Source organism: Streptomyces sp. NPDC007162, assembly GCF_040634175.1.
GTDB lineage: Bacteria > Actinomycetota > Actinomycetes > Streptomycetales > Streptomycetaceae > Streptomyces.
The window spans coordinates 1-23844 of sequence record NZ_JBEYFC010000013.1; the positions used below are offsets into that span (position 1 = coordinate 1).

Below are 23844 nucleotides of genomic sequence, written 5' to 3' on the forward strand. Positions count from 1 at the left end.
GACACACCGTGCACCTCGCCGTGCTGGAGGAGGGCGAGGTGCTCTACATCGACAAGGTCGAGAGCCGCTACCCGGTGCGGATGTACTCGCGGATCGGCAAGCCGGTCGCCGTCACCGTCGCCGCCGTGGCGAAGCTGCTCCTCGCCGACCTGCCCGAGCCGGAGCGGCGGGCCCTCGCCGGCCGGCTCGACTACCCCATGTACACGGCCCGTTCGACACCGAACGCCGAGGCGTTCCTCAGGGAGCTCGCCAAGGTGCGCGAACAGGGCTGGGCCACCGACCTCGGCGGCCACGAGGAGTCCATCAACTGCGTGGCCGCACCGGTGCGCGGTGCCGACGGGCGCGTCGTCGCCGCGCTGTCGGTCTCCGCGCCCAACGTCGTCGTCACCGCCGACGAACTCCTCACCCTGCTCCCGCAGGTGCGCCGGACGGCGGACGCGATCAGCGGCGAGTACTCAGGCAGAACCCCGATCCAGGAAGCCGGCAACAGATGACCGAGAAGACCGCTCTCACCCCGAAGACCCACACCACCCCGCCCGCGAAGTTCTCGCACGGCGTCCGCAAGGGCAACCTCCTCCAGGTCGCCGGCCAGGTCGGCTTCCTGCCCGCCGAGGAGGGCAGGCCCCCGACTCCGGCCGGCCCCACCCTGCGCGAGCAGACCCTGCAGACCCTCGCCAACGTCAAGGCGATCCTTCAGGAGGGCGGCGCCTCCTGGGACGACGTGATGATGATGCGCGTCTACCTGACGGATGTCGGCCACTTCGCCGAGCTGAACGAGATCTACGACCGCTACTTCGACGAGCAGGGCCTCACGCAGGCCTACCCGGCGCGAACGACGGTGTATGTCGGCCTGCCCGCGGGACTGCTGATCGAGATCGACGCGCTGGCCGTGCTCGACTCACCGGACCAGGCATCCTGACGGCCTGTTCGGGTAGGCGTCTCATAACGAAGTTGGGGTCGACTGTGTCCGGCACAGGTTCTTCGACCATACTGCCCGCTGTGGAGCAGCGCATAGGAGCCAACAGCCAGCCCCTGGAGGGCGCCGGATTCGACCCGGCCTTCATCCCCGGGCTCACCTCACCCGCGTCCGCCCGGCCGCAGGACGCGGAGCCGCAGGACGCGGAGCCGCAGGACGCGGAGGCGAAGGCCGTCGAGGCGGCGGACGCCGAGGTCGCCGAGGCCGGCACCGTCACCGACGCGGCCGCACCGGCCGCACCGGCCGCGGAAGCCGGGGACGAGGCCGAGCGGGCCGACGCCGAGGACGCCGAGGGCGAAGGGGCCGAGGCGTCCGCCGAAGGGCCCGTCTTCGAGGCCGCCGACCGCCGTGCGCGGATAGTGGCGGACGCGACCGGTGTGCGGCTCAGTCTCGACGAGGAGAAGTGCGAGTTCCGCTGGGACGAGATCGGCGCGGTCGAGACCGAGACACCACGCTTCGGCAAGCGCTTCACGATCACCGTCCACACCCCGGACCGCCGCTGGTACCCCATCGAGATCGAGGCGACGTCCCGCTCCCGCTTCCAGGAGTGGGAGGAGCAGCTGGACGCCGTCCTGGACGCGTACTTCGAGGACGGCGGGGACGGCGGGGACGGTGGGGAAGCCACCGACGCCGAGTCCGACTGAACGGCGGCCGGCCCGACGGCCGCCGTGCAGAAGGGCCGAACGAAAGCGCCGCACTATAGCCCACCCGCAGCCCGGGGACCCGGCCCTTCCCGAAGTGCACTCGCCGGCGTGACCTCCGCCTGTCCCTCCTCGGCCCACCACGGCACCGTGGACCCACGGCCAAGAGGAGGGCTCGCTGATCATGGGCGGACCGGCGCCGAGCGGGGGCTGCCACCTGCCGGTCGAGACGACCAGCTTCGTCGACCGGCGGGACGAACAGGCCGCCGGCCGTGAGCTGCTGGCGAAGGCCCGCCTCGTCACGCTCACCGGCCCCGGCGGCGTGGGCAAGACCCGGCTCGCCGCACACATCGCGGCCCGGGTCGCCCGCGCCTTCCCCGACGGCGTCCGCCATGTCGCCCTCGCCGGCCTGCACGACCCGGAACTCGTCCCGCTCGCCGCCGCCGACGCCCTCGGACTGCACGACCACTCCGCCAGGCCGCCCCTGGACGCGCTGGTGGCGCGGCTGCGCGACCGCCGCCTGCTGCTCGTCGTGGACAACTGCGAGCACCTGCTCGCCGCCTGCGCCGGTCTCGCCGCCGCCCTGCTGCACGGCACCACCGCCGTCCGGGTCCTCGCCACCAGCCGGCACCGCCTCGGCCTCACCGAGGAACACCTGCTGGAAGTGCGGCCGTTGGCGGTGCCCGACCCGGACGGCGACCTCTCGGCGGCTGGCTCCCACCCCGCGCTCGCCCTCTTCGCCGACCGCGCCGCCGCGGTAGTGCCCGGCTTCCGGCTCACCCCCGCCAACCGGGCCGCCGTCGCCCGGCTGTGCCGTCGCCTGGACGGGCTGCCCCTCGCCATCGAGCTCGCCGCCGTCCGGATGCGCGTCCTCGGCCTCGACCAGCTCCTCGCCCGCCTCGACGACCGCTACCGGCTGCTGACCGCCGGCAGCCCCGCGGCCCTGCCCCGTCACCAGACGCTGCGCGCGGCCGTCGACTGGAGCCATGAACTGTGCACCGGTCCTGAGCGGTCGGCGTGGGCGCGGCTCTCGGTGCTGGCCGGCGGCTTCGACCTGGAGACGGCCGAGGCCGTCTGCCACGACCTGCGCCCGCCGGACGTCCTGGAAGCCGTGGCCGGGCTGGTCGACAAGTCCGTCCTCACCCGGGAGGAGGGCCCGGCCGGGGGCGCCGCCCGCTACCGGCTCCTCGACACCCTGCGCCAGTACGGTCTCGACCGGCTCCGGGAGCGCCCCGGCGAGGAGGCCGCCGCCCGGCTCCGGCACCTGAACCGGGTCCAGGAACACGCGGACGCCTGCGAGGCGGCCTGGTTCGGGCCCGGGCAGCGGGAGACCGTCGTCCGGCTCCGCGCCGACCAGGACAACCTGCGCGCCGCCCTCGACTTCAGCCTCGCCGCCCCCGGCCGGGCGCACGCCGGGCTGCGGCTCGCGGGCACCCTCTGGTTCTACTGGCATGCCTGCGGCGCTCCGCGCGAGGGCCGCTACTGGCTCGACCGCGCCCTCGAGGCCAACCCCGAGCCGACCCCCGAACGCGCCCGTGCCCTGTGGGCCTCCGCCCTGCTCGCCGGCAGCCCCGAGGACCTCACCCGGGGCCTGCGCCGGGCCCGCGAGGCCCGTGCCCTCGCCGAGCGGCTCGGCGACCCGGCGGAGGCCGCCCACGCCGACTACGTGATCGGGGTCGTCCAGCTGTTCGCCGACGACCTGCCCGCCGCCCGCGCCCACTTCGAGACCACCGTCGCCCGGGGCCCGGTACCCGGCCAGCACCTCAGCCTGCACGGCCTGGACCTGGTCGAACTCGCCTGCGCGCACGCCTTCCTGGGCGGTGCGGAGCGGGCCGTCGCCGTCTGCGAGCGGGCCCTGCGGCTCTGTGCGGCGCACGGCGAGGACTGGGTCCGCTCCTACGTGCTGCGCATCCTCGCCCTCGCCCACGCCGTCCGCGCCGACTGGCGCCGGGCCGAGCCGCACGCCCGCGAGGCGCTGCGCCGCAAACTCGACGTCCACGACGTGATCGGCATCGGGCTCACCCTGGACCTGCTCGCGAGGATCGCCGACGGACTGGGCGCCGCCGAGCGCACCGCCGTACTCCTCGGCGGCGCCGACCGCGTCTGGGCCGACATCGACCGCGACCGCTGGGGCTCCACCGCCCTCAACTCGGCCCGCCGCGCCTGCGAGGAGCACGCGAGGACCGCCCTCGGGCGGGACGGGTACGAGGCCGCGTACGGCAGGGGCGGCGCGTCGGCTCTGGAGGAGATCGTGGCCTACGCGCTCGACGAGCGGCCGTCGAGGTCCCGGACGGGGCCGGGGTCCGGGACGGCTCCGGTCCGGCTCACCCGCCGGGAGACCGAGGTCGCCGAACTCGTCGCCGAGGGGCTCGGCAACCAGCAGATCGCCGACCGCCTGGTGATCGCCCGCCGTACCGCCGAGGGTCACGTGGAACGCATCCTCGGCAAGCTCGGCTTCCGCAACCGCAGCCAGATCGCCGCCTGGGTGACCGCCCGGCGCTGACGCACAGGAGACCCGATGAGCAGCAGTACGAGCGCCCGCCCCGCCGCGGCCCAGGGGCGGTTCGACCACCGGATGGCCGTGTTCGGCTCGGACGACGCGTTCCTCGCGGCCGCTCTGCCCTTCCTCGCCGAGGGCCTGGCCGCGCCGGACGAGCCGCCGCCGGTCGCCATCGCCGCACCGGCCAACCTGGCCGTGCTGCGCGACGCGCTCGGCACCGGCGCCAAGGACATCGGTTTCATCGACCACACCGACTGGTACACCGGCACGGCCGCCAACGCCGTCGCGCAGGGCGCCGGTTTCCTCGCGGCGAACGCCGGACCCGGCGGCCGTGTCCACCTGCTCATGGAGCCCGACTGGGCGGGACGCGCGGGCCGTTCGGTCCGGGAGAGCGCCGAGTGGATCCGCTACGAGTCCCTCGCCAACCTGCTGTTCGCCCCCTTCGCCACCACGGCCATGTGCGCGTACGACACCCGGACGGCGGGCGAGGCGGTGGTCGACGCGGCCCGCCGGGCCCACCCCGGCACCGGGGTGTACGAGCAACCCGCGGTGCTGGTCAAGGAGTTGGACGCGGTGCCGTTGGCGCCGTCACCGCGGTCGGCCGTCCGGCTGACGGCTCCGGAAGGGGTACGGGACTGGGCTGCCGGGCGGGGTCTCGCGCCCGCGGAGGCGGAGCTGTTCACGCGGGCGGTGGCCGAGGCGGCCGAGGCGCACGGGCCCGTCATCGAGTTCCTCGCCTGGGGGGAGGCCCCGGGCTGCGTCTGCGAGCTGCGGCTGTGCCGGGCCGTGGCGGATCCGCTGGCCGGGTTCGTCCCGCCGGGGAGCGGGGACCCGGAGCCCGGTCAGGGGCTGTGGTTCACCCGCCAGGTGTGCGCGTACGTCGACGTGCGGGACGGGGTGATGGGCGACGGGGCGAGGATCCGCGTCCAGTACGCGTGAGCGGGACGCCGTACGCGCGTACTGCCCAGCCCCGGCGGACGCGGGTACCCGATCAGGTATTCCTCCCCCTGCGCGGGGAGCCGGGCACCGGCACGCTGGAGGGCATGCTGCAACCCTTCGGTGGCCGGCTCCCGGACACCGGCCCCCAGTACGCCGCGTATCCGCAGCCACCCACCCGGGCCGGTCACCTGAGTGTCGAGTACGAGCCGCGTCCGACGGCGGCGGGCGACGCCCGGGCGGCGGTGCGGCGGCAGCTGGAGGAGTGGGGGCTGGCCGACCAGGACGACGTGGCGTACGTGTGCGAGCTGCTGGCGGGCGAGCTGGCGGCGAACGCGCTGTGCCATGCGGCGAGCCGGTTCCGGCTCACCCTGTCGGCCTCGCACGGACTGCTGCGCTGTGAGGTCACCGACGAGGACCGCCGCCCGCCGCGGGTGCTGGACGCGGGCCTCGCGGAGGGCGGCAGGGGGATGTACCTGGTGGACGCGCTCGCCCGGCGCTGGGGCTGCCACCAGGACGGGCCGGGCAAGACCGTGTGGTTCGAGCTCGGCACCTGCGGGTGCGACGGCTGCGGTCGGGGGCAGCCGTAGCGCCGTACGGCCCGGGTCCCGGCGGCGCGGTCGGCCGCCGGGACCGCTCGGCGGTTACGGCAGGGCGTGCACGTGGGCGCCCACCGAGGACGACCACGCGTTCCCGGAGGCCGCGTCCCAGTTGGTCGACCAGGTCATCGCACCCCGCAGGCCGGGGTACGTGCCGGACGGCTTGAAGGAGCCGCAGTTGGTGCCCTTGGCGAGGCAGTCCAGCGCGTTGTTCACCACGGTCGGCGACACGTAGCCGCTGCCCGCCGCGCTGGTCGAGGCCGGCAGCCCGAGGCCCACCTGGGACGGGGCGAGCCCGCCCTGCAACTGGATGCACGCCAGCGCGGTGAGGAAGTCCACCGAGCCCTGGCTGTACACCTTGCCGTCGCAGCCCAGCATCGAACCGCTGTTGTAGTACTGCATGTTGACGACGGTGAGGATGTCCTTGATGTTCAGGGCCGTCTGGAAGTACGCGTTGGACGTCGACTGCATGTCGATCGTCTGCGGGGCCATGGTGATGATCAGCGACGAGCCCGCCTTCGCCGACAGCGCGCGCAGCGCCTGGCTCATGTAGGTGGCGTTGAGGCCGTTCTCCAGGTCGATGTCGACGCCGTCGAAGCCGTACGTCTGCATCAGCGCGTAGACGGAGTTGGCGAAGTTCGTGGCGGACGCCGAGTCGCTCACCGAGACCGTGCCGTTCTGGCCGCCGATCGAGATGATCACCTTCTTGCCGGCCGCCTGCTTGGCCTTGATGTCGGCCTTGAACTGGTCGACGGTGTAGCCGCCGAGCCCGGCCGAGTCGAGGCTGAAGCTCACCGCGCCGGGGGTGCCGGTCGCGTCCGCGAAGGCCACGGCGATGATGTCGTACGAGGACGGCACGTCCGAGATCTTCTGGACGGTGGCGCCGTTGTTGAAGTTCTGCCAGTAGCCCGTGACCGCGTGCTTGGGCAGGGCGCCGCCACCCGTGCCGGTCGCGGTGGTCGTCGCCGTCACCGCCGACGACTTCGCCGACTCACCGGCCGAGTTGGTCGCGGTGACCTGGAAGGAGTACGACGTCGACGCGGCCAGTCCGGTGACGGTGGCCGAGGCGCCGGTGATCGCCGAGACCTTGGTGCCGTTCTGGTAGACGTTGTAGCCGGTCGCGCCCGAGACGGCGCCCCAGGACAGGGACGCCGAGGACGACGTCGTACCGGAGACCGCGAGGCCCGCGGGGGTCGCCGGGACGGTCGGGGCAGGTCCTGAGCCGCCACCGCCGTCGGGGCCGTACACCGAGACGTCGTCGGCGTAGTAGGCGGCCTGGCCGTACCAGCCGTGGGTCCAGACCGTGACCGAGGTGGTCGAGGAGCCGGTGGTGAACGTCGTCGACAGCTGCTTCCAGGACGCGGAGTCCGGGGTCCAGGTCGAGACGTCCGTGGTGCCGGTGCCGGTCACGCCCAGGTAGGTGTAGCCGCCCTGCACCCAGGCGCTCAGTGTGTACGTCGAGCCGGGCTTCACCGCGACCGTCTGGCTGCACTGGGCGTAGTCCTGCCCGGCGGGGGTCGCCTTCAGCGCGGCGCTGCCCGAGTGGACGGGTGAGGAGACCGTCGTACCGCTGCCCGCGGAGCAGGTCCAGCCGGACAGGGACGACTCGAAGCCGGGGTTCTTCGCGTTGTTGACGTCGGCGGCGGAGGCGGGGGCGGCGGTCAGTCCCGCCATCGCGAGGGCCGTGGCGAGGGTGGCCACGGCCGACCAGGTGCGGATGCGTCGCCGTCCGGTGTGGGGGGACGCCGGTCGGGGGATGAGTCTGGGCATGACAAACAAGTTGGTCCAGACCAATTCGCCTGTCAATAGGTCCAGACCAAATTCGTACCGCCTCAGGCCCCGGTCATATGCTCAACCTGTCCCGATTTGGCGCTGGTTGTGTGGTCACAGATCCCAGACAGCTGCACAAACGCTGTTCTCCGGCCACAGAGGCGTGGTTACAGTGCTGAGGTAGTCACGCAATGAAGTCGTCCCGGCTCTCTGGAGTAACACCGGTGAGCCGCCGGGGTGTGAAGAGCGGGGAGCTGCGCGTGCCAACTGCCATTGCCGTGACCAGCGCCGACATGGCGCTGCCGGTGCAGGACGAGCGGACCATGCCCGCGGTCGTCCTCAAGGACCTCGACAAGCGCCCGCTCGAACAGACCCTCGCCGAGTTCGTGGCCCTCATCGAGCAGCACGGACATGTGGTCGTCGTGTACTCCGGCGCCGTACCGGACGCCGTCACCCGGCGCCTGCACACCCTGCGCTCCCTCCTGGAGAGCGACCGGATCGCGCTCTTCCGCCCCGACCTGCCGCCCCTCGGCATCGCCGTGCTGGCCCGGCAGTTGCGGCAGCTCGCCACCTGCGACCTGAGCCCCGGCGTGCTCGCCTCGGCCGGCCGGCTGCTCACCCACTACCTCCACTGCGGCGCCGTCCTCGGCTCGGTCGCCAAGCTGGACCGGGTCCCGGTCACCCTCAAGGCGCACGCCAAGTCCTGGATGCCCGGCACCCAGTTCGCCGTCGTCGCGCATCCCGAACCCCAGCTGGTCCGCGTCGGCCCGGACGCCGTGCTGGGCGGCCCCGAGTTCAGCACCTGGATGCTCGTCGCCAAGGGCCAGTTGCAGTCGGACTGGATCGGCGGCCTCGCCAAGTCCTGGGGCGCGCACGGCCTGCGCGAGACCCCGCTGCCCGCCGAGTCGGCCGAGTGGTGGGGGACCGGCCGGCTGATCGAGTTCACCAGTTACCTCGCCGACCTGTCGGTCCTCTACCAACTGGTCACCTCCGTACGGCAGACCAGTTGTCACTGGTGCGGTATCGACGTCATCGGCGACCGCTGCGTCTTCTGCTCCGCCACCCCGCCCGTCTACGATCCGCCCGCGCCCCGCGTCCTGGAACAGCGCACGCCCGCCTGACCGCCGGGGCGGCGGCCGCCCCGGACGAACCCGTACCGCCCACCGCACGGTTCCCCCACATCCTCCGCTTCCCCGATGAGGTCGCACGGTCCATGAACTCCCGTCAGCGCCGCGGCGTGATACTCCTGATCCTGTCGGTGATCTGCGCGCTCGGCGCGTTCGCCGGCGTGCTCTCCGTCATCGACGACGTGAAGTCGCAGGTCGGCCCCGAGGTCACCGCGTACAAGGTCCGGTCGGACGTCAAGCCCTACACGACGCTGACCGCGGGGCAGTTCCAGAAGGTCCAGATGCCCAAGCGGTGGCTCTCCGCCAACGCCGTCACCAGCCTCGGTGAGATCCAGGGCAAGATCGCGGTCACCACGTTGAAGAAGGGCTCCCTGCTCCAGACGGACATGGTCGTCGACCAGCCCGAGCTGAAACCGGGCGAGCAGGAGGTCGCCATCATGATCGACGCGGCCACCGGCGTGGCCGGCAAGATCACCCCCGGCGCCCTGGTCAACGTCTACGCCACCTTCCAGGGCAAACAGTCCAGCATCCCCGACCAGTCGAAGATCATCGTGACCAACGCCCGGGTCCTGGACGTCGGCGCCCAGCTCAGCTACGTCGACCCCGACAACCGGAACCAGCAGCCCACCGACGCCGTCCCCATCACCTTCGCGCTGTCCACGCTCGACGCCCAGCGCCTCACCTACGCGGAGTCCTTCGCCCAGCGGGTCCGGCTCGCCCTGGTCGCCCCCGGCACCACGACCAGCGTGCCGGACAAGGACCGTACGTACGAACTCGCGACGGACAAGTGAGAGGCGCCTCGCATGCCCATCAGGATCCTCCCCGCCGTCGGTGACGCGGACGCCGCCCGGTCCCTGGTCTCCCTGCTCAGCCAGCTCCCGGACGCCGAACCCCTGGCCCCCGTCGTGGACTCCACCCAGCTCGTGGACCTGCTCGCCCGGTTCGCCGCCGAGTCGGTCGACGAACTCCCCGAGGTCGTCGTCGTCCACGAACGCATCGGCCCGGTCCCGGCCCTGGAACTGATCCGCGAGGTCGCACTCCGCTTCCCCGCCGTGGGCGTCGTCCTCGTCACCACCGACACCAGCCCCGGCCTGTTCGCCGCCGCGATGGACTCCGGCGCCCGCGGCCTGGTCGGCCTACCGCTGAGCTACGAGGAACTGGCCGGCCGCGTGCAGGCGGTCGCCCAGTGGTCCACGGGCGTACGACGGCACCTCGGCCACGGCGCCGACGTCTTCGCCGGCGTCGGCGGGACCGTGGTCACGGTCAGCGGAGCGAAGGGCGGCACCGGCGCGACCCTGGTCGCGGTCCAGATCGCCCTCGCCGCGCAGGCCTCCGGCCACCCCACCGCCCTGGTCGACCTCGACCTCCAGACCGGGGACATCGCCTCCTACCTGGACGTCCAGTTCCGCCGCTCGGTCGCGGACCTCGCCGCGGTGGGCGACATCTCCCCGCGCGTCATGGCCGAGGCCGTCTTCCGCCACGACTCCGGGCTGGCGCTGCTGCTGGCGCCCGCCGAGGGCGAACGCGGCGAGGAGGTCACCGACCGCGCCGCCCGCCAGATCCTCAGCGCCCTGCGCTCCCGCTACGAGGTGGTGGTCGTCGACTGCGGCGCCCAGCTCGGCGGGGCGGGGGCGGCGGCCGTGGAGACCGCGGACCTGGCCCTGCTGGTCACCACGCCGGACGTGGTCGCCGTACGCGCGGCCAAGCGCACGGTCCGGATGTGGGACCGGCTGCAGATCCGCAAGGCCGAGGAGACCACGGTGGTGGTGAACCGGTACACGAGGGCCACCGAGATCCAGCCCGCCCTGATCCAGCGGATCACCGGGACGGCGGTCGCGGGCACCCCGGTCCCCGCCAACTTCAAGGAACTCCAAGGGGCGGTGGACGCCGGGCGGATGCACGAGCTGGACGCGCGGAGCACGGTGCGGCAGGCGCTGTGGGCGCTGGCGGGGGAGCTGGGGCTGGTGCGGACGGGGGAGCGGACGGTGCCACGCAGGGCGGCGGTGGGGTTCAGACGACGGAAGGAACTCCCATGAGGGGGCGGCGGACGGGGCGTGCGGGTCGTCGGTCGGGTGCGGGTGCCTGGGGGCCGATCGCACAGTTCCCCGCGCCCCTGAAAGCAGGGCGCCAGGGTGAGCGCCCCTCCAGGGGCGCGGGGCTGTATCGGATGTGCGGCTGCCGCCGCGTGGGCGCGAGCAACCGCCACCGGGCCGCACCCGACCGACGACCGCGCGACCGCGGTCAGGTCTCCATCGAGCTCATCGGCATGACGCCGGTCATCATCCTCACCCTCGTCCTCGTCTGGCAGGCCGTCCTCACCGGCTACGCCTTCACCCTCGCCGGGAACGCGGCCGACGAGGGCGCCCGCGCCGGCACGGCCGTGCCGAGAGGCGAACGCTTCGGCGTCTGCCAGGCCGCCGCCCTGAAGGACCTCTCCAGCGCCTGGCGGGAAGGCGCCACGGTGGACCGCTGCGGCGGCACCGGCACGGTCGTCGCGGACGTCTCCCTGCGCGTCCCGGTCCTGTTCCCCGGCACGATCGACTTCCCGGTCACCGTGCACGGCCACGCCGGCACGGTGGAGGAGGTGAAGCGCTGATGAACCCCCGTCCGCACTCCCGTCGGCGGCCCCGCGACCGCGGCCAGGTCGCCGTCGAGTACCTCGGCTTCGTCCCGATCCTCCTCGTCGTCGCCCTGGCCGGCATCCAGCTCGGCGCCGTCGCCTACGCCGCCGAGCAGGCCGGGACGGCGGCCCGGGCCGGTGCCCGGGCCGCCTCGCTGCAGCAGGACGTCGGCGCCGCCTGCGCCGACGCGGTCAGCGGCGGGATCGACGTGAGCTGCGCCTCCTCGGGCGGCGGCGACTCCGTCACCGTCACCGCCACCGTCCACATCCCGAAGATCGTCTGGGACCTGGGCAACGCCACCAAGTCCGCCACGATGCCCGTCGACCACGGAACGAGGAGCACGGCACCATGAGCGTCTCTGATCAGCCAAATGATCCTGTGTCAGACGTAGTGTCCGGGATCGTTTCCCACCGGGGCGGGGATGCGTGAGCGTGGAGATGGAATCCTGCGCCCAGTGCTGCTCCGCGTGGCCTGTGTCGGCCGTATGGCGGTCTCCCGGGCCGGAGGCCGGTGGTGGGTGTGCTGATCGTCGTCACGCCCTGGTGCCGGTGGGCTGCGCGGGGCAGCCGCATCCGGCCCGATGGTACGTGCCCCTCCGGACCCGAAGGGCTGGTGGGGGAGGGTACCCTGCGTCGCCTGGGCGCGGGGCGTGTGCTTCGTCGCCGGGTGGGACCTGTCTGATGATCGGAGACTTCGCCGATGAGTCGCCGGTAGTGGTCGGCTTTGGCATGCAGACACTCGGACAGTCGGCGCAGCCTGTGTTGCTTGGCCAACACGCCGGCGGCCCGGAACTGTGCGCCGGTGCCGAGGGCGGTGATGCGGCCGTCGTCGTGCAGGTGGGCGGCGCCCGCGCTGAGGAGCGTGTTCAGGCCCCAGTCCACGCCCAACGCGACCCGGTGGCCGGAGCGCTGGGCCTTCGGGACGGCGTGGGTGTAGGCGACGTCGGCGCGAACGACTCCCTGGTGGAGGCGCAGGGTGGGCAGGTGCAGTACCGCGTGGGCCGGGATGGCGGGCGGCAGTGCGATTGGGCAGGACACCCACGTCCAGTCCCGGTAGGAGCGCGGGTCGGGGCAGGTGGGCAGTTGCAGGCGCAGCAATGCCCGCGCGGGGTCGTCGCCGCGTTCGATGGTGGCCTGCTGTCCGTCGCAAGCGGACAGCAGCAGCATTCGCGCGGCGCGCGGCACTGCCTCGGCCTCGAACACGTCGCCAGGCAGTCGCCCGTGCTCGCGCTCGAAGGCGGCGATGTGCCGGGTACGGGACTTGATGACGCTTCCCGGCAGATGCTGCCCTCCCGGCACCGCCGCGCGGACGGCATCCCACTCCTCAGGAGTGCGCCTGCCCGGATCGGCGGGCCACGTCGCCAGCACACCGGAGGTGAGGTCGGCCCGCCACTTCGCGGAGCGCAGAGTCCGCCCGGCCTGCTCCTGCGCCATGCGCACGAGACGGTCGTTGACCTGGACGCCTTCCGGCGCGGCAGTTGCCCAGCCCAGGCGGCGCAGTGCCATGGCATTGGACGGCAGCTTCCTGCCGCCCGCGTCCTGACCGGAGGCCAGCACGTCCACATCGGTGCTGTTCCAGTGCGCGGCCAGCACGTCGGACACCAAGCCGGACACCAGGTCGGAGGCCCAGCCGACCCTTTCAGCCAGCACAGCAGCAGACAGGAGTCCGCCGCTCTTCTCATCCCGCCCTGTACGCAGCACACCTGGGGCACAGGCGGTACGGGATGTCTCGCCCTCGGCGACCAAAAGTCTCCGGCTCATTGCTGCCCCCTCCCACCCGTGATGCTGTCATCCGATCAACGACACCCGCCCTGAAAGGTCACGCATTCGACCCGCGCACTTACATACGCCCCCGACCTCGGTGCCGTACATACGGCATGAGTCCGATGGCTGAGGTGCAACTACAGATGCCGAAGGAAACGCATGAGCCTGCGGGCACGCATCAACTCCCCCGAGGAGAACGGCAGCCGGGGCGAGGACGGCCACCTGGTCTCCTCGTACCGGGCCAAACTCCTGGAGGAGATCGACCTCGCGGAGATGAGCGCGCTGGCCGCCGCCGAGCGCCGGGCCCGTCTCGAACGTGTCCTCGGTCACATCATCAGCCGCGAGGGCCCGGTCCTCTCCACCGCGGAACGCTCCCAGCTGATCCGCCGCGTGGTCGACGAGGCACTCGGTCTCGGCATCCTGGAACCGCTCCTCGAAGACGCGTCGATCACCGAGATCATGGTGAACGGCCCCGACGCGATCTTCGTGGAACGCGGCGGCCGGGTGGAGCAGCTGCCGCTGCGCTTCGTCTCGGCGGACCAGCTGATGCAGACCATCGAACGGATCGTCTCGACGGTCAACCGCCGCGTCGACGAGTCGAACCCCATGGTCGACGCGCGCCTGCCCTCCGGCGAACGCGTCAACGTCATCATCCCGCCGCTCTCGCTCACCGGCCCCACCCTCACCATCCGCCGCTTCCCGCGCTCCTTCACCCTCCAGGAACTGATCGGCTTCGGCTCGCTCGACCAGCACATGGTGTTCCTGCTGGCCGGCCTGGTGCAGGCGAAGTTCAACATCATCGTCTCCGGGGCCACCGGCACCGGCAAGACGACCCTCCTCAACGCCCTCTCCGGTCTCATCCCCGCCCACGAACGCATCATCACGATCGAGGACTCCGCCGAACTCCAGCTCCAGCAGTCGCACGTGGTCCGGCTGGAGTCCCGGCCCGCGAACGTCGAGGGCAAGGGCCAGGTCACCATCCGCGACCTCGTCCGCAACTCGCTGCGGATGCGCCCCGACCGGATCGTGGTCGGTGAGGTCCGCGGCGGCGAGTCCCTCGACATGCTCCAGGCCATGTCCACCGGCCACGACGGGTCCCTCGCCACCGTCCACGCCAACAGCGCCGAGGACGCCCTGACCCGGCTCCAGACGCTGGCCTCCATGTCGGACGTCGAGGTCCCCTTCGTCGCCCTGCACGACCAGATCAACAGCGCCGTCGAAGTCATCGTCCAGCTCACCCGGTTCGCCGACGGGGCCCGCCGGATCACCGAGATCGCCGTACTCGACAGCCACGGCAGCGAGCCGTACCGGATCGCCACGGTGGCCCGCTTCGACGCCCGGCCCATGACCCACGACGGCCGGGTGCACGGCTCCTTCCAGTACTTCCCGCTCCCGCGCCGCACCGCCGACCGCCTCTACATGGCGAGCCAGCCGATCCCGCAGGCCTTCGGCGTGGCCCAGCACCTCGACCAGCTCACCACCCGAGAAGCGAGGTAGCCCCATGCCTCTGCACGACCTCGTCACCCTCACCACCGGGGTCACGCTGCTGGCGTGTCTGCTGACCGTGGCGGGCCTGCACAGCTACGCCTCCGGCCGGGCCGAGCGCGCCGCCCTGGTGGACCGCCTCTCCCACACCGGCCAGGTGCCGTTCTCCGGCCGCCGGCGCCGCTTCCGCACCCTCGACCGCCGGCTGCGCGGCACCGGGATCGGCCGCCGCCTCGAACTCCGCCTGGCGGCCACCGGCCTGGACGTGACGCCCGGCGAGTTCTTCGCCTACATGCTGGCGGCCGTCGCGGCCCTCTGGCTCATCGGCCAGGCCGCCCTCGCCCCCTTCTTCGGCCCGATCGCCGGTCTGCTCGGTGTCTTCGCCGCCGTCCAGTTCCTCAACTGGCAGCGCCAGAAACGCATCGAGCGGTTCATCGGGCAACTCCCCGAACTGGCCCGCATCCTGGCCAACGCCACCCACGCAGGCCTCGCGCTGCGCACCGCGATCGGCATGGCGGCGGAGGAACTGGAGGCCCCGGCCGGCGAGGAACTGGGGAAGGTCGCCGACCAGTTGGCGGTCGGCCACTCCCTGGACGACGCGCTCGGTGAACTGGCCGAACGGCTCCCGTCCCGTGAACTGGTGGTCCTCGTCACCACCCTCGTCCTCTCCAACAGGGCCGGCGGCCAGGTGGTGTCCGCCCTGCGCAACCTCACCGAGACCCTGGAGGAGCGCAAGGAGACCCGCCGCGAGATCCGCACCCAGCTGTCCCAGGTGACGATGACGTCGTACGCCGTCCCGGTGCTCGGCATCGGCGCCCTGTTCCTGATGAACGGGGTCAAGAGCGGCACGCTGGACCGCATGACGGGCTCCGCGCTCGGCCAGGGAGCGGTCATCATCGCCTTCGGCCTGTACGCGGTCGGCTTCGTCCTCATCCGGCGCCTGAGCCGGATCGACGTGTAGGGGATCGTGACGATGGCACTCCTCCTGGCCCTCCTGGTGGCCCTCGGCGTCTACGGGGCGTTCGCGGGCGTCCGCATGTACCGCGCTGAGGTCAAGCTCCCCTCCGACCTGGCGATAGCCCTGGAGGTCGGCGCCACCCGCACCGGCGCCGCCAACTCCCTCATCGACCGCATGGGCATGCGCTACGCCCCCGCCGTGCTCCGCCTGATGGGCCCACGGCTGGTCGCCAGATACCGCCGCAAGATCGACCTGGCGGGCAACCCCGGCGGCCTCACCATCGACCGCTACGCGGCCCGCCGCGCGGTCTACGGCGCGCTCGGCGGGACCGGGTTCCTGGTCTTCCTCCTGCGCGGCCAGTACCTGATCGCCCTGATCCTGCTCCTGTTCGGCGCGTTCTGGACCGAGGTCGGCATCTGGTCGGCGATCCGCGTCCGCAAGGACGTCATCGAACGCACCCTGCCGGACTTCCTGGACGTCCTCGCGGTGGTGGTGGGCGCGGGCCTCGGCTTCCGCCAGGCACTGGACCGGGTCGCCACGCACTACGAGGGGCCGTGGGCGGACGAACTGCGCATCACCCTGCGCCAGATGGACCTGGGGATGAGCCGCCGCCAGGCCTTCACGGAGCTCAGGAGGCGGAACGACTCGGAACAGGTCGCGATGTTCGTGACGGCGCTCCAGCAGGGCGAGGAACTGGGCGCACCGATCGTGGACACCCTGGTCGCGCTGGCCAAGGACATGCGCCGCACGGATGCCCAGAACGCCCGCCGCAAGGCGGCCCGTGCGGTCCCGAAGGCGACGCTGATGATCACCACGTTCATGGTCCCGGCGACGATGCTCCTGCTCGCGACGGGCCTGCTGCTGGGCTCGGGCATCAACTTCGGGTCGGTCACGGGGAAGTAGACGGGGGTGACGACGACCGTGACGACGGGGGTGGCGACGACCGTGACACCGGGGGAGGAGGACGAGCGGGCCGAGCGGGGCACGAAGGTCGAGGTCCGGGCCCTCCAGGCGATGTGCCGGCAGGTCTTCGGCTTCCGGCTCGCGATGATCGCCGTGGCGACCCCCGCGGCCCTCCTCAACGCCACCCCCGGCCTGGGCGTCCGCCTGGCCGGCTCGGCGGTGGTCGTCACCTTCATGGTCTCGTACGTCCTGTTCCGGGACTGGCAGCGCTTCGGCCCCCTCCTCCTGCGCCACCCCGCCCTGCTGGCCGCCGACGCCCTCTTCGGCTCCCTCCTCCTGGTCTCGGCCGGGCCCGACACCACCCTCGCGTACGTCAGCGTCTGCACCCCGCTCCTCGCCGGCCTCCTCTACAGCTGGCGCGGAGCGGCCGTCTTCGCGTCGCTCGAATCCCTGATCCTGCTGCTCGTCCAGGCGACCCTGCGGCACCACACGGTCGTGGCCGAGTCCCTCCTGCTGCCCGGCCTGTGCGTCATCACCGGCGCGATGGGCTCGACCCTGCGCACCCTGATGCTCCGCTTCGGCACGGCCACCGAGGCCCTCGCCGAGACCAGGGCCCGGCTGGCCGCGACGGAGGCGGTGAGCGCCGAACGCGTCCGGCTGGCCCGCGAGATGCACGACTCGGTGACCAAGACGCTGTACGGCGTCGCCCTGATCGCGGACGGCCTCGCGCGGTCGGCGGCCGCGTCCCCGGACCGGCTGGACCCCGCCCTGATCGGCCGGCAGGCGGAACTGGTGGCGAACGCGGCCCGCAGAGCGGCCGCCCAGTCCCGTGACCTCCTGACGGACCTGCGCGCACAGCCGGACGCCGCGGCTCCCGACGTCCTGGCCCAACTGAGCACGCTGGTCACCGACTTCACCGCGCGTACGGCCCTGCGCGCGACGTACGACGGCCCGGCCACTCCCGTCCCGCTGCCCGCCGCCACCTCCCGCCAGTTGCTGAGCATCGCGGCGGAGGCGCTGGAGAACGCGCACCGCCACGCGCGGGCCACCCGGGTCGACGTACGCGTCGAGACGACCGCGACCCACCTGCTGCTGACCATCCACGACGACGGCCGGGGACTCCCCGCGAACGCGACGCCCGAAACGCTCGAAGACCTGGGCCGCGCCGGACACTTCGGCCTGCTCGGCATGACGGAGCGGGCGGCGTCGGTGGGCGCCCGTATCGAGTTGTCCGCGGACCGGGGCACGGAGGTCCGAGTGGAGCTCCCCCTGCCATGACGGAGACGAGAGGAGGCCCCCCGATGCCGCAGCACCCCTTCCCGGAGCACGCGGAACCCCCGCGGCCACCCCTGCGCGTCCTGGTGGCCGACGACAACCCGGTGATCCGCGCGGGTCTCACGACGGTCCTCTCCGCACCGGACGACCTGACGGTGGTCGCGGAGGCCGAGGACGGACGCGCGGCCTACGAGGCGGCCCTGCGCCACCGCCCCGACGTCGTCCTCCTCGACGTCCGCATGCCGGTCGTCGACGGCATGACGGCGCTGCCCCACCTGGTCAGGATCGCCCCGGTGATGATGCTGACGTACAGCGACGAGACGGACCTCGTCCAGGAGGCCGTACGCCTGGGCGCCGCCGGCTACCTGATCCACGGCGAGTTCACCACCGCCCAGCTGACCCAGGCGGTACGGGACGTGGGCGCGGGCCGACCGCACTTCACCCCGACGGCGACGAACGCGTTGCTGGCGCACATCAGGAGCTCTGCTACTGCACACGAGGGAGGAGAAATACTCTCCTCTCGGCGGGATTTCGTCCCCCGAATAGCTTCGCAAGTGCAACCTGATGTGAGACAGTCCCCTCAGTCCCGGTTTCAACTGAGCGGCAGGGAGGCGGAGATCATGGACCTCATCGCGACCGGCATGGACAACCGGCAGATCGCCGCCGTCTGCTTCATCAGCGAGAAGACGGTCAAGAACCACATCAACCGCATCTTCGCCAAGCTCCACACCACCACCCGCGCCCAGGCCACGGCCAAGTGGCTGGGGGTGAGCTGAGGATGAACTGGGTCCGGATTTGGGTCCTGAGACCCTCCGCCGAAGGGTATGTTCCGCCGTACGGTGCCACGATCGGTACCGAACCCGGAGGGGAGCACCATGAGCGACCTGATGCTGAGGATGCTTGTCGCGATGCAGCGGCGCACAAACGACCGGGGTCAGACCGCGGTCGAGTACCTGGGGATCATTGCGGTGGTGGTGGCGATCGTGCTGGCGGTTACGGGAACCAGCATCGGTCAGACGATCCTCACCAAGATCACCGCGCAAATCAACAAGATCACGTGACACGTCTGTGCCGTTACGGAGACTCAGGGCAGGCCTTCCCCGTCTACATCACCGTTGTGGGGGGCCTGCTCTTTCTCGCGTTCGCCTACCTCGCGGTCGGCCAGGCCGCGGTGAACCGGAACGGTGCCCAGACGGCCGCCGACGCCGCGGCGCTCGCCGCGGCCGTGAACACCCGTGACGAGCTTGCGGACCAGTGGGTGAAGGACGTACTCGACCCGACCAAGTGGCAGGACATCTTCGACGGGCACGTGGACGTCGCCGACTCCTGCTGGCGGGCCGCCGAACTGGCGGCACAGAACGATGCGACGGCCCAGTGCACGCCCGAGCCTCCGCTGAGTTACAAGGTCGATGCCGAGACGAACAAGACCGTCGGCGACTCCGTCGTCCCCGGTACCGAGAACATGAAGTCGACGGCAGCAGCCACCGCCGTGATCGAGCCGCTCTGCACGTTCACGCTGTCCGGTGCGGCGGGCGTGCTGCCCGAACTCACCTGCAGGGACCGGAACTGGACCCTGGACCCGACCGATCTCACGCATCTCCCGGGCCCCGAGGACCTCTTCGACGTCCACCTGGCCGACTGACAAGCGAATCGACGAGTGAAGGAGGAGGCTGAGCGATGAGTGTTCGGTTCACTGCGAAGGCTCGCAGGGGGATGGTCGCCCTGGCCGTTGCGGCCGGTCTCGCCGTGGGCGCCGCCGGTTGTGGCGGCGGTGGCGGGGGTGACGCCAAGAGCCCGAAGGCGTCCGCCTCCGCGTCCAAGAGCAGTGGATCGAACACGAGCGCGCAAGAAGGCCAGTCCGAAGCTCCGTTGGCGGAACTCAAGGGAACGGACGGACTGCTCCTCCAGGTCACCTCGGCTCAGCGGGACTCGGGCGGCTTCGTCACGGTGAACGGCGACATCAAGAACGACGGGGCCAACTCCGTCGTGATCCCGGCGCAGGTGAGCGGCGACGAAACAGAGATCACCAAGCACGGCTTCTCCCTCGGCGGGGCCACCTTGGTGGACTCCAAGGGCAAGAAGCGCTACTACGTCCTCCGTGACACGGAGGGCCGACCGCTCACCAGCACCGGCATCACGAACGTGGACGCCGGCCAGACCATCCCCGTCTTCATGCAGTTCCCCGCACCCCCCGCCGACACCACCGACGTGACCCTCCAGCTCCCCACCTTCTCCAGCGGCACGATCAAGATCTCCGGGTGAGGGCGAAGTGACCACACCACGCCTGCCCCTGACCCTGGGCGCCGCCACGCTCCTCCTCGTCACGAACCTCTACGGCGCGACGGCCGCCCGCGCCGACGGCGGCAGCCCGAGCGTCCCCCCGGGCACCGAGCCCTCCGCCTCCGCCCCCGTGAAGATCGACCCGACCGACCCCGACCTCAAGCTCCCCGAGGGCGCCACCCTCGCCGCGCCCAAGGTCCTGGACATCAAGTCGGTCGTGGAGGACCAGAGCGGCGACGAGCGCAGGGAGGACACCAACGCGGACGTCACCTTCGCCCTCCAGGCCGAGGTGCTGTTCAGCAAGGACAGCGCCAAGCTGAGCGACGCCGCGAAGTCGCGGATCTCGGCGATCGCGGACGAGGTCAGGAAGCAGAACGCGACCCAGGTCCGCGTCTTCGGCTTCACGGACAACCTGGGTTCCTCCGCCCACGGCGACATCCTCTCCCGCCAGCGCGCCAACGCCGTAGAAGGCGTCCTGGACCAGGACCTGAACGACCCGAACATCACCTTCGACGTCCGCGGCTACGGCGAGCAGTACCCGATCGCCGACAACTCCACGGAGGAGGGCCGCAAGAAGAACCGCCGGGTGGAGGTCACGTTCCCGAGGACGGACGGCTGACCGGGGTCACGGCACCTCGACGCCGACCCGGGCACCCACCACCACGCCCCACCCCGCCATGGTTCCGGCCTCCGCCTCCAGCACGTGCCGGGAGCGGAGGCGGGGAAGTCCGAGGCGGCCCGGTGGCATCGTGCGAACGGCGATGACGGTCAGGCGGCGGTCCAGGTAGGCGACGTCGATCGGCATCCGCATACGGAAGGTGTGCACGCTGCCGGCCGGTGAGAGCAGCATCGCGCCGTCGATCGAGTCGCGCCCCAGCAGCCCCTTCGTACGCGCGCGGTACGAGGCCGCGATCTCCAGCGGTACCCCGACGGGTTCGCCGTCCCCGTGTATGAGCAGCAGCCCCCGTCCGTCCCGCCAGCGCCCCACGCCCGACCCCTTCCACGGTGGTGACGCAGGCGATCGTACGGCCTGACGCGTCCCCCGGGGGCCGGCATGTCACCGAAGCTCCGCGGCGTCGTTGAACGGATCATGAGAGCTCCGGCCCCGCCTGCGGAGGGGCGCACATGGCGGATCGGCTGAAGGTCGACGGCACCGAGCTGGACAGGTTCTTCAAGGACCTGAGGAAGGCGCGGGAGTCGTTCACGGCCGTGCGGAAGGCGCTGCACGATCAGGGGGTCGAGGGCCTCGGCACGGACGACCTGGACAAGGCCTGCGACCGGTTCCAGGAGGACTGGCGTCACGGGGCCGAGGAGATCGCCGAGCAGATCGGGGAGCTCGCCGACATCACGCGGAAGGCGAAGGACGACTTCCACGAGGTGGACGTGGCCCTGGAACGGGCGTTGGCGAAGACGCGCCGGAAGGGCGGGGCCGGGTGACGGGGCGAGCGCCGGGGCGGGTCACGGTCGCGGACCGCTGTCCGCATCTCGGCTTCGACCCGGCGCCCGGCGACCCGGACCTGGTGCGGGACATGCACCGCAAGCTGTCCGACTGCGCCAGGGAGATGGAGCGGGCGCACTCCAAGGTCACGAAGCTGATGGACGGGAGCTACTGGGAGGGAGACGCCGCGGTCGCCTTCCGGGAGCGGTTGGAGGGCGGTCCGCTGCCGCTCACCCTGGAGAACGGCGCCCGCTCCGTCGGCGAGGCCGCCGGGCAGCTGGATCTGTGGGCGGCCGAACTGGACGAGTTCCAGCGGCGGGCGAGAAAACTCGACGGTGAGGCGAAGGACGCGCGCGAGGCGCTGCGGCGGGCCCGGCACCACGCTGAGGGGGCCGCCGCCCGTACGGTCACGGCGGCGCAGGGCGACCTGGACGACGTACTGCGGCGCGCGCGTTCCCTCGCGGGCGAGCACGAGGAGACCGCGCGCAAGCGGGCCCGGTACATCGGCGACGCCGCGTACAGGTCGGCGCCGCGCGAGCCCGGCGCGTGGGACAGGTTCACGGACTGGGTGGGCGACAACCTGCCGGACATCCTGAGCGCGTGCGCCGCGGTGCTGGGGGTGATCGCGCTGCTGGGTCTGACGGCCATCGCCCCCTGGATGCTGTTCCTGGCGGCGGGCCTGCTGAGCGCAACGGCCTTCACCCTGCGCGTCGGCGACCCCGAAGTCCTGGCGTCCCTGGAGGACGGCTTCACGAAGGGCGAACTGGACATCGACTTCTGGGGCAACCTGCTCGGAACCGCAGGAGACTTCCTGGGGATACTGCCGGGATTGGGGGCGGTGGCCAAGGGAACCATGAAGGCTCCCGAGCTGCTGTCGGCCACCGCGGGAGCGGCCGGTGGAACCGACGAGGTGCTGACTCTCGAACAGAGAATCGTCAGGGCCGGGATCAGAACGGGGACCTCGATCAAGACCGTGGGCGTTTCCATCCGGACAGAGGCTGAGGCGGCCGAGGGTGCTGTCAGCGTTCTTTCCCATCCTCGTGTGTTCGGTGGACGGCTCGCACCGATCGTCGAGAGGGTGGACAAACCGGCGACCATCCTGGGGGCCGGTACCGCCGTCTACGGTGTCGCGAGCAGCTTTGTCGACGCCTTGGACAACGACACGGCCAAAACGCTCACCAGTTTCCTCGACGGGCCCAGAACTCTCGCAGTCGACGTCCCGGCGACCGCGGGTGCGCTCCACTTCCTGCTGCGTGGTGCGGGTGAAGCTTCATGAGCGGTGGTGGCTACGTGATCGATGTCTCGGCCCGAAGCCCGGACGCCGATGTCTGGTTCGCGATGCCCCCGGGATTCGTGCCGATTCCACTCCAGGAGCTGACGGCGGCGGCACACGAGCCGGTACGGACGGCAGGACCGCTGACCGGTCTGGGCCCGGTACTCCGGTTGGCCCGACTGCTCCTGGGGGTCGGGGCGGTGCACTGCTGCCTGGGTCTCCACGCGGACGACCAGACGGACGGTGGACCACTGCTGTCGCTCTTCACGCTTGCCTGGCGTCCCACCGAGTGGGCTCCGCGCAGTGTCCTCGCGGCCCGCGCGGCCACCGCCCCCGAAGAGGCGGAGCACCTCGAAACCCTGGACCTGGCGTGCGGTCCCGCCTCGCTCGTACAGACAAGAGTGGCGGTGCCCTCGGAACTGGGTCTCGATGCCCCAGGTGGCCTGCTCCAGGTCACGGCACACGTACCGTGCCTCGACGGCCGGCGCATCGCGATCCTCTCGTTGGCCACGACGGCTGTCGAGCACGCCCGGCACTACCGCGATCTGCTCAGGGACATCGCCGCCACGGTCAGCTTCGAAGACCCACTTCGCGATGTGTCCGACGTACCCGACAAGGACTGACATGCCACCCACTCACCACTTGACGGCCTGGGACGACCCCGCGACCCGCCGCGCCTGGGCGAAGCTGGTCACCTGTGCGTTTCTCGGCCAGGCTCTATGGCCCGCCGTGTGGCTGGGCCTGCTGGCCTGGTACGTGGTCATGTCGATCAGCTGGACGCTGTGGCTCTTCTTCGTTCCCCTGCTATACACGTTCTACCGGGCGTTCCTCCAGCCCGCCTACATCTCCGGGGCCTTCCACACCCGGCGGTTGCTGCGCGCCTACCCGTGGCAGGTGTTCAAGGAGCCCGAGAGCGGAATCGGTGACATCCCCGGAGCCACCGCCGGGGACGTCTGGCTGCGTTTCCCCGATCCCGAGCAGCCGGCCGAGACACTGCCGATGATTCTCCAAGCGCACGTGCGGTCCATGTGGTGGCGGCGGCGTCTCGGACGCGGTTACACCACTGAGAAGACCGCGCAGGTCAGGGAGGTGTGGTTCGCCGGCGACCCGCGCTTCGCAGCTGTTGTCGCCGCTCCCGGTCCCCGGCGGTTCCACGTGATCCGACAGCGCCCGACGAACGATCGGGGCGTCGCCCATGTCCGCGGGGCGAGCCCAGCCGCCGTGGAGCGCGCCCGCCGCGCAGGAGTATGTCCACCGGATCCGAACTCCACCACCTCGTGACATGGCGTTGCACGCCGC

The 23844-nt window shown here is 71.7% G+C and carries 27 protein-coding genes; 24 read left to right on the forward strand and 3 right to left on the reverse strand.

The window, feature by feature from the left end; all coding sequences use genetic code 11:
* From ABZ646_RS02960 to ABZ646_RS02985, 6 genes are all read left to right on the forward strand, one after another.
* A partial coding sequence (locus tag ABZ646_RS02960; RefSeq protein WP_360512306.1) for an IclR family transcriptional regulator occupies window positions 1-494 on the forward strand: 494 nt, incomplete at its 5' end.
* A complete protein-coding gene (locus tag ABZ646_RS02965; protein WP_360512307.1) occupies window positions 491-919 on the forward strand; it encodes a RidA family protein in 429 nt (142 codons plus the stop codon). The genes ABZ646_RS02960 and ABZ646_RS02965, both read left to right, overlap by 4 nt.
* 80 nt (window positions 920-999) lie before the next feature.
* Window positions 1000-1620 (forward strand): hypothetical protein, encoded by a 621-nt coding sequence (locus ABZ646_RS02970; RefSeq protein WP_360512308.1) that lies wholly within the window; start codon window positions 1000-1002, stop codon window positions 1618-1620.
* Window positions 1621-1801: 181 nt separating this feature from the next.
* A complete protein-coding gene (locus tag ABZ646_RS02975; protein WP_360512310.1) occupies window positions 1802-4120 on the forward strand; it encodes a LuxR C-terminal-related transcriptional regulator in 2319 nt (772 codons plus the stop codon).
* Between the two features lie 15 nt (window positions 4121-4135).
* Window positions 4136-5056, forward strand: a complete 921-nt coding sequence (locus tag ABZ646_RS02980) for an MEDS domain-containing protein (RefSeq protein WP_360512312.1) — start codon at window positions 4136-4138, stop codon at window positions 5054-5056.
* Window positions 5057-5160: 104 nt separating this feature from the next.
* The gene (locus tag ABZ646_RS02985) at window positions 5161-5643 is read left to right on the forward strand and encodes an ATP-binding protein (RefSeq protein WP_360512314.1); all 483 of its coding nucleotides are present in this window, start codon (window positions 5161-5163) and stop codon (window positions 5641-5643) included.
* A 54-nt stretch (window positions 5644-5697) separates the two neighbouring features.
* Here the strand turns inward: ABZ646_RS02985 and ABZ646_RS02990 are convergent, their stop codons facing one another.
* The gene (locus tag ABZ646_RS02990; RefSeq protein WP_360512316.1) at window positions 5698-7422 is read right to left on the reverse strand and encodes a glycoside hydrolase family 18 protein; all 1725 of its coding nucleotides are present in this window, start codon (window positions 7420-7422) and stop codon (window positions 5698-5700) included.
* Between the two features lie 191 nt (window positions 7423-7613).
* On the opposite strand from ABZ646_RS02990, the gene ABZ646_RS02995 reads away from it, so the two are divergent.
* From ABZ646_RS02995 to ABZ646_RS03015, 5 genes are all read left to right on the forward strand, one after another.
* Window positions 7614-8543 (forward strand): hypothetical protein, encoded by a 930-nt coding sequence (locus tag ABZ646_RS02995; RefSeq protein ID WP_360512318.1) that lies wholly within the window; start codon window positions 7614-7616, stop codon window positions 8541-8543.
* Between the two features lie 92 nt (window positions 8544-8635).
* Window positions 8636-9340, forward strand: coding sequence for a Flp pilus assembly protein CpaB (gene cpaB / locus ABZ646_RS03000; protein WP_360512320.1), 705 nt, complete (start codon window positions 8636-8638; stop codon window positions 9338-9340).
* Window positions 9341-9352: 12 nt separating this feature from the next.
* Window positions 9353-10585, forward strand: a complete 1233-nt coding sequence (locus ABZ646_RS03005) for a P-loop NTPase (protein WP_360512322.1) — start codon at window positions 9353-9355, stop codon at window positions 10583-10585.
* Window positions 10586-10815: 230 nt separating this feature from the next.
* Window positions 10816-11145: a pilus assembly protein gene (locus ABZ646_RS03010; protein WP_132891213.1), complete on the forward strand. Its 330-nt coding sequence runs from the start codon at window positions 10816-10818 to the stop codon at window positions 11143-11145.
* Window positions 11145-11522, forward strand: coding sequence for a TadE/TadG family type IV pilus assembly protein (locus ABZ646_RS03015; RefSeq protein ID WP_360512324.1), 378 nt, complete (start codon window positions 11145-11147; stop codon window positions 11520-11522). The genes ABZ646_RS03010 and ABZ646_RS03015 overlap by 1 nt, the downstream gene beginning before the upstream one ends.
* Before the next feature lie 10 nt (window positions 11523-11532).
* Here the strand turns inward: ABZ646_RS03015 and ABZ646_RS03020 are convergent, their stop codons facing one another.
* Window positions 11533-12819 (reverse strand): hypothetical protein, encoded by a 1287-nt coding sequence (locus tag ABZ646_RS03020; protein ID WP_360512325.1) that lies wholly within the window; start codon window positions 12817-12819, stop codon window positions 11533-11535.
* 273 nt (window positions 12820-13092) lie between these two features.
* Between ABZ646_RS03020 and ABZ646_RS03025 the strand changes: the two genes are divergently transcribed.
* The 9 genes from ABZ646_RS03025 to ABZ646_RS03065 all read left to right on the forward strand — a co-directional run bounded on the left by ABZ646_RS03025 (window position 13093) and on the right by ABZ646_RS03065 (window position 20453).
* Complete coding sequence (locus tag ABZ646_RS03025) at window positions 13093-14430, forward strand: CpaF family protein (RefSeq protein ID WP_360512327.1); 1338 nt, start codon at window positions 13093-13095, stop codon at window positions 14428-14430.
* Between the two features lie 4 nt (window positions 14431-14434).
* Entirely contained in the window at window positions 14435-15379 is a 945-nt protein-coding gene (locus ABZ646_RS03030; RefSeq protein WP_360512329.1) for a type II secretion system F family protein, read from the forward strand.
* Window positions 15380-15391: 12 nt separating this feature from the next.
* Window positions 15392-16279 carry a DUF5936 domain-containing protein gene (locus ABZ646_RS03035; protein ID WP_360512331.1) on the forward strand — a complete coding sequence of 296 codons (888 nt, stop codon included), beginning with the start codon at window positions 15392-15394 and terminating at the stop codon, window positions 16277-16279.
* A 111-nt stretch (window positions 16280-16390) separates the two neighbouring features.
* Window positions 16391-17557, forward strand: coding sequence for an ATP-binding protein (locus ABZ646_RS03040; protein ID WP_360512383.1), 1167 nt, complete (start codon window positions 16391-16393; stop codon window positions 17555-17557).
* Between the two features lie 23 nt (window positions 17558-17580).
* Entirely contained in the window at window positions 17581-18330 is a 750-nt protein-coding gene (locus ABZ646_RS03045) for a response regulator transcription factor (protein ID WP_360512333.1), read from the forward strand.
* A 99-nt stretch (window positions 18331-18429) separates the two neighbouring features.
* On the forward strand, window positions 18430-18615 hold the full coding sequence (locus tag ABZ646_RS03050) for a hypothetical protein (protein WP_360512335.1): 186 nt from the start codon (window positions 18430-18432) through the stop codon (window positions 18613-18615).
* On the forward strand, window positions 18612-19196 hold the full coding sequence (locus ABZ646_RS03055) for a pilus assembly protein TadG-related protein (protein ID WP_360512337.1): 585 nt from the start codon (window positions 18612-18614) through the stop codon (window positions 19194-19196). Before ABZ646_RS03050 ends, ABZ646_RS03055 begins: the two co-directional genes overlap by 4 nt.
* Window positions 19197-19231: 35 nt before the next feature.
* The gene (locus ABZ646_RS03060) at window positions 19232-19816 is read left to right on the forward strand and encodes a hypothetical protein (protein ID WP_360512339.1); all 585 of its coding nucleotides are present in this window, start codon (window positions 19232-19234) and stop codon (window positions 19814-19816) included.
* A 7-nt stretch (window positions 19817-19823) separates the two neighbouring features.
* Complete coding sequence (locus tag ABZ646_RS03065; protein ID WP_360512341.1) at window positions 19824-20453, forward strand: OmpA family protein; 630 nt, start codon at window positions 19824-19826, stop codon at window positions 20451-20453.
* Window positions 20454-20459: 6 nt separating this feature from the next.
* Here ABZ646_RS03065 and ABZ646_RS03070 read toward each other — a convergent pair whose 3' ends face one another.
* Window positions 20460-20822 (reverse strand): DUF192 domain-containing protein, encoded by a 363-nt coding sequence (locus ABZ646_RS03070; protein ID WP_360512343.1) that lies wholly within the window; start codon window positions 20820-20822, stop codon window positions 20460-20462.
* Between the two features lie 137 nt (window positions 20823-20959).
* On the opposite strand from ABZ646_RS03070, the gene ABZ646_RS03075 reads away from it, so the two are divergent.
* From ABZ646_RS03075 to ABZ646_RS03090, 4 genes are read left to right on the forward strand one after another with little or no spacing between them, the layout of a single operon-like run.
* A complete protein-coding gene (locus tag ABZ646_RS03075) occupies window positions 20960-21271 on the forward strand; it encodes a hypothetical protein (protein WP_360512345.1) in 312 nt (103 codons plus the stop codon).
* The gene (locus ABZ646_RS03080) at window positions 21268-22548 is read left to right on the forward strand and encodes a hypothetical protein (RefSeq protein ID WP_360512347.1); all 1281 of its coding nucleotides are present in this window, start codon (window positions 21268-21270) and stop codon (window positions 22546-22548) included. Before ABZ646_RS03075 ends, ABZ646_RS03080 begins: the two co-directional genes overlap by 4 nt.
* A gap of 14 nt (window positions 22549-22562) precedes the next feature.
* Entirely contained in the window at window positions 22563-23168 is a 606-nt protein-coding gene (locus ABZ646_RS03085; protein ID WP_360512349.1) for a hypothetical protein, read from the forward strand.
* A gap of 1 nt (window position 23169) precedes the next feature.
* A complete protein-coding gene (locus ABZ646_RS03090; protein WP_360512351.1) occupies window positions 23170-23826 on the forward strand; it encodes a hypothetical protein in 657 nt (218 codons plus the stop codon).
* The last annotated feature ends 18 nt before the right edge of the window (window positions 23827-23844 follow it).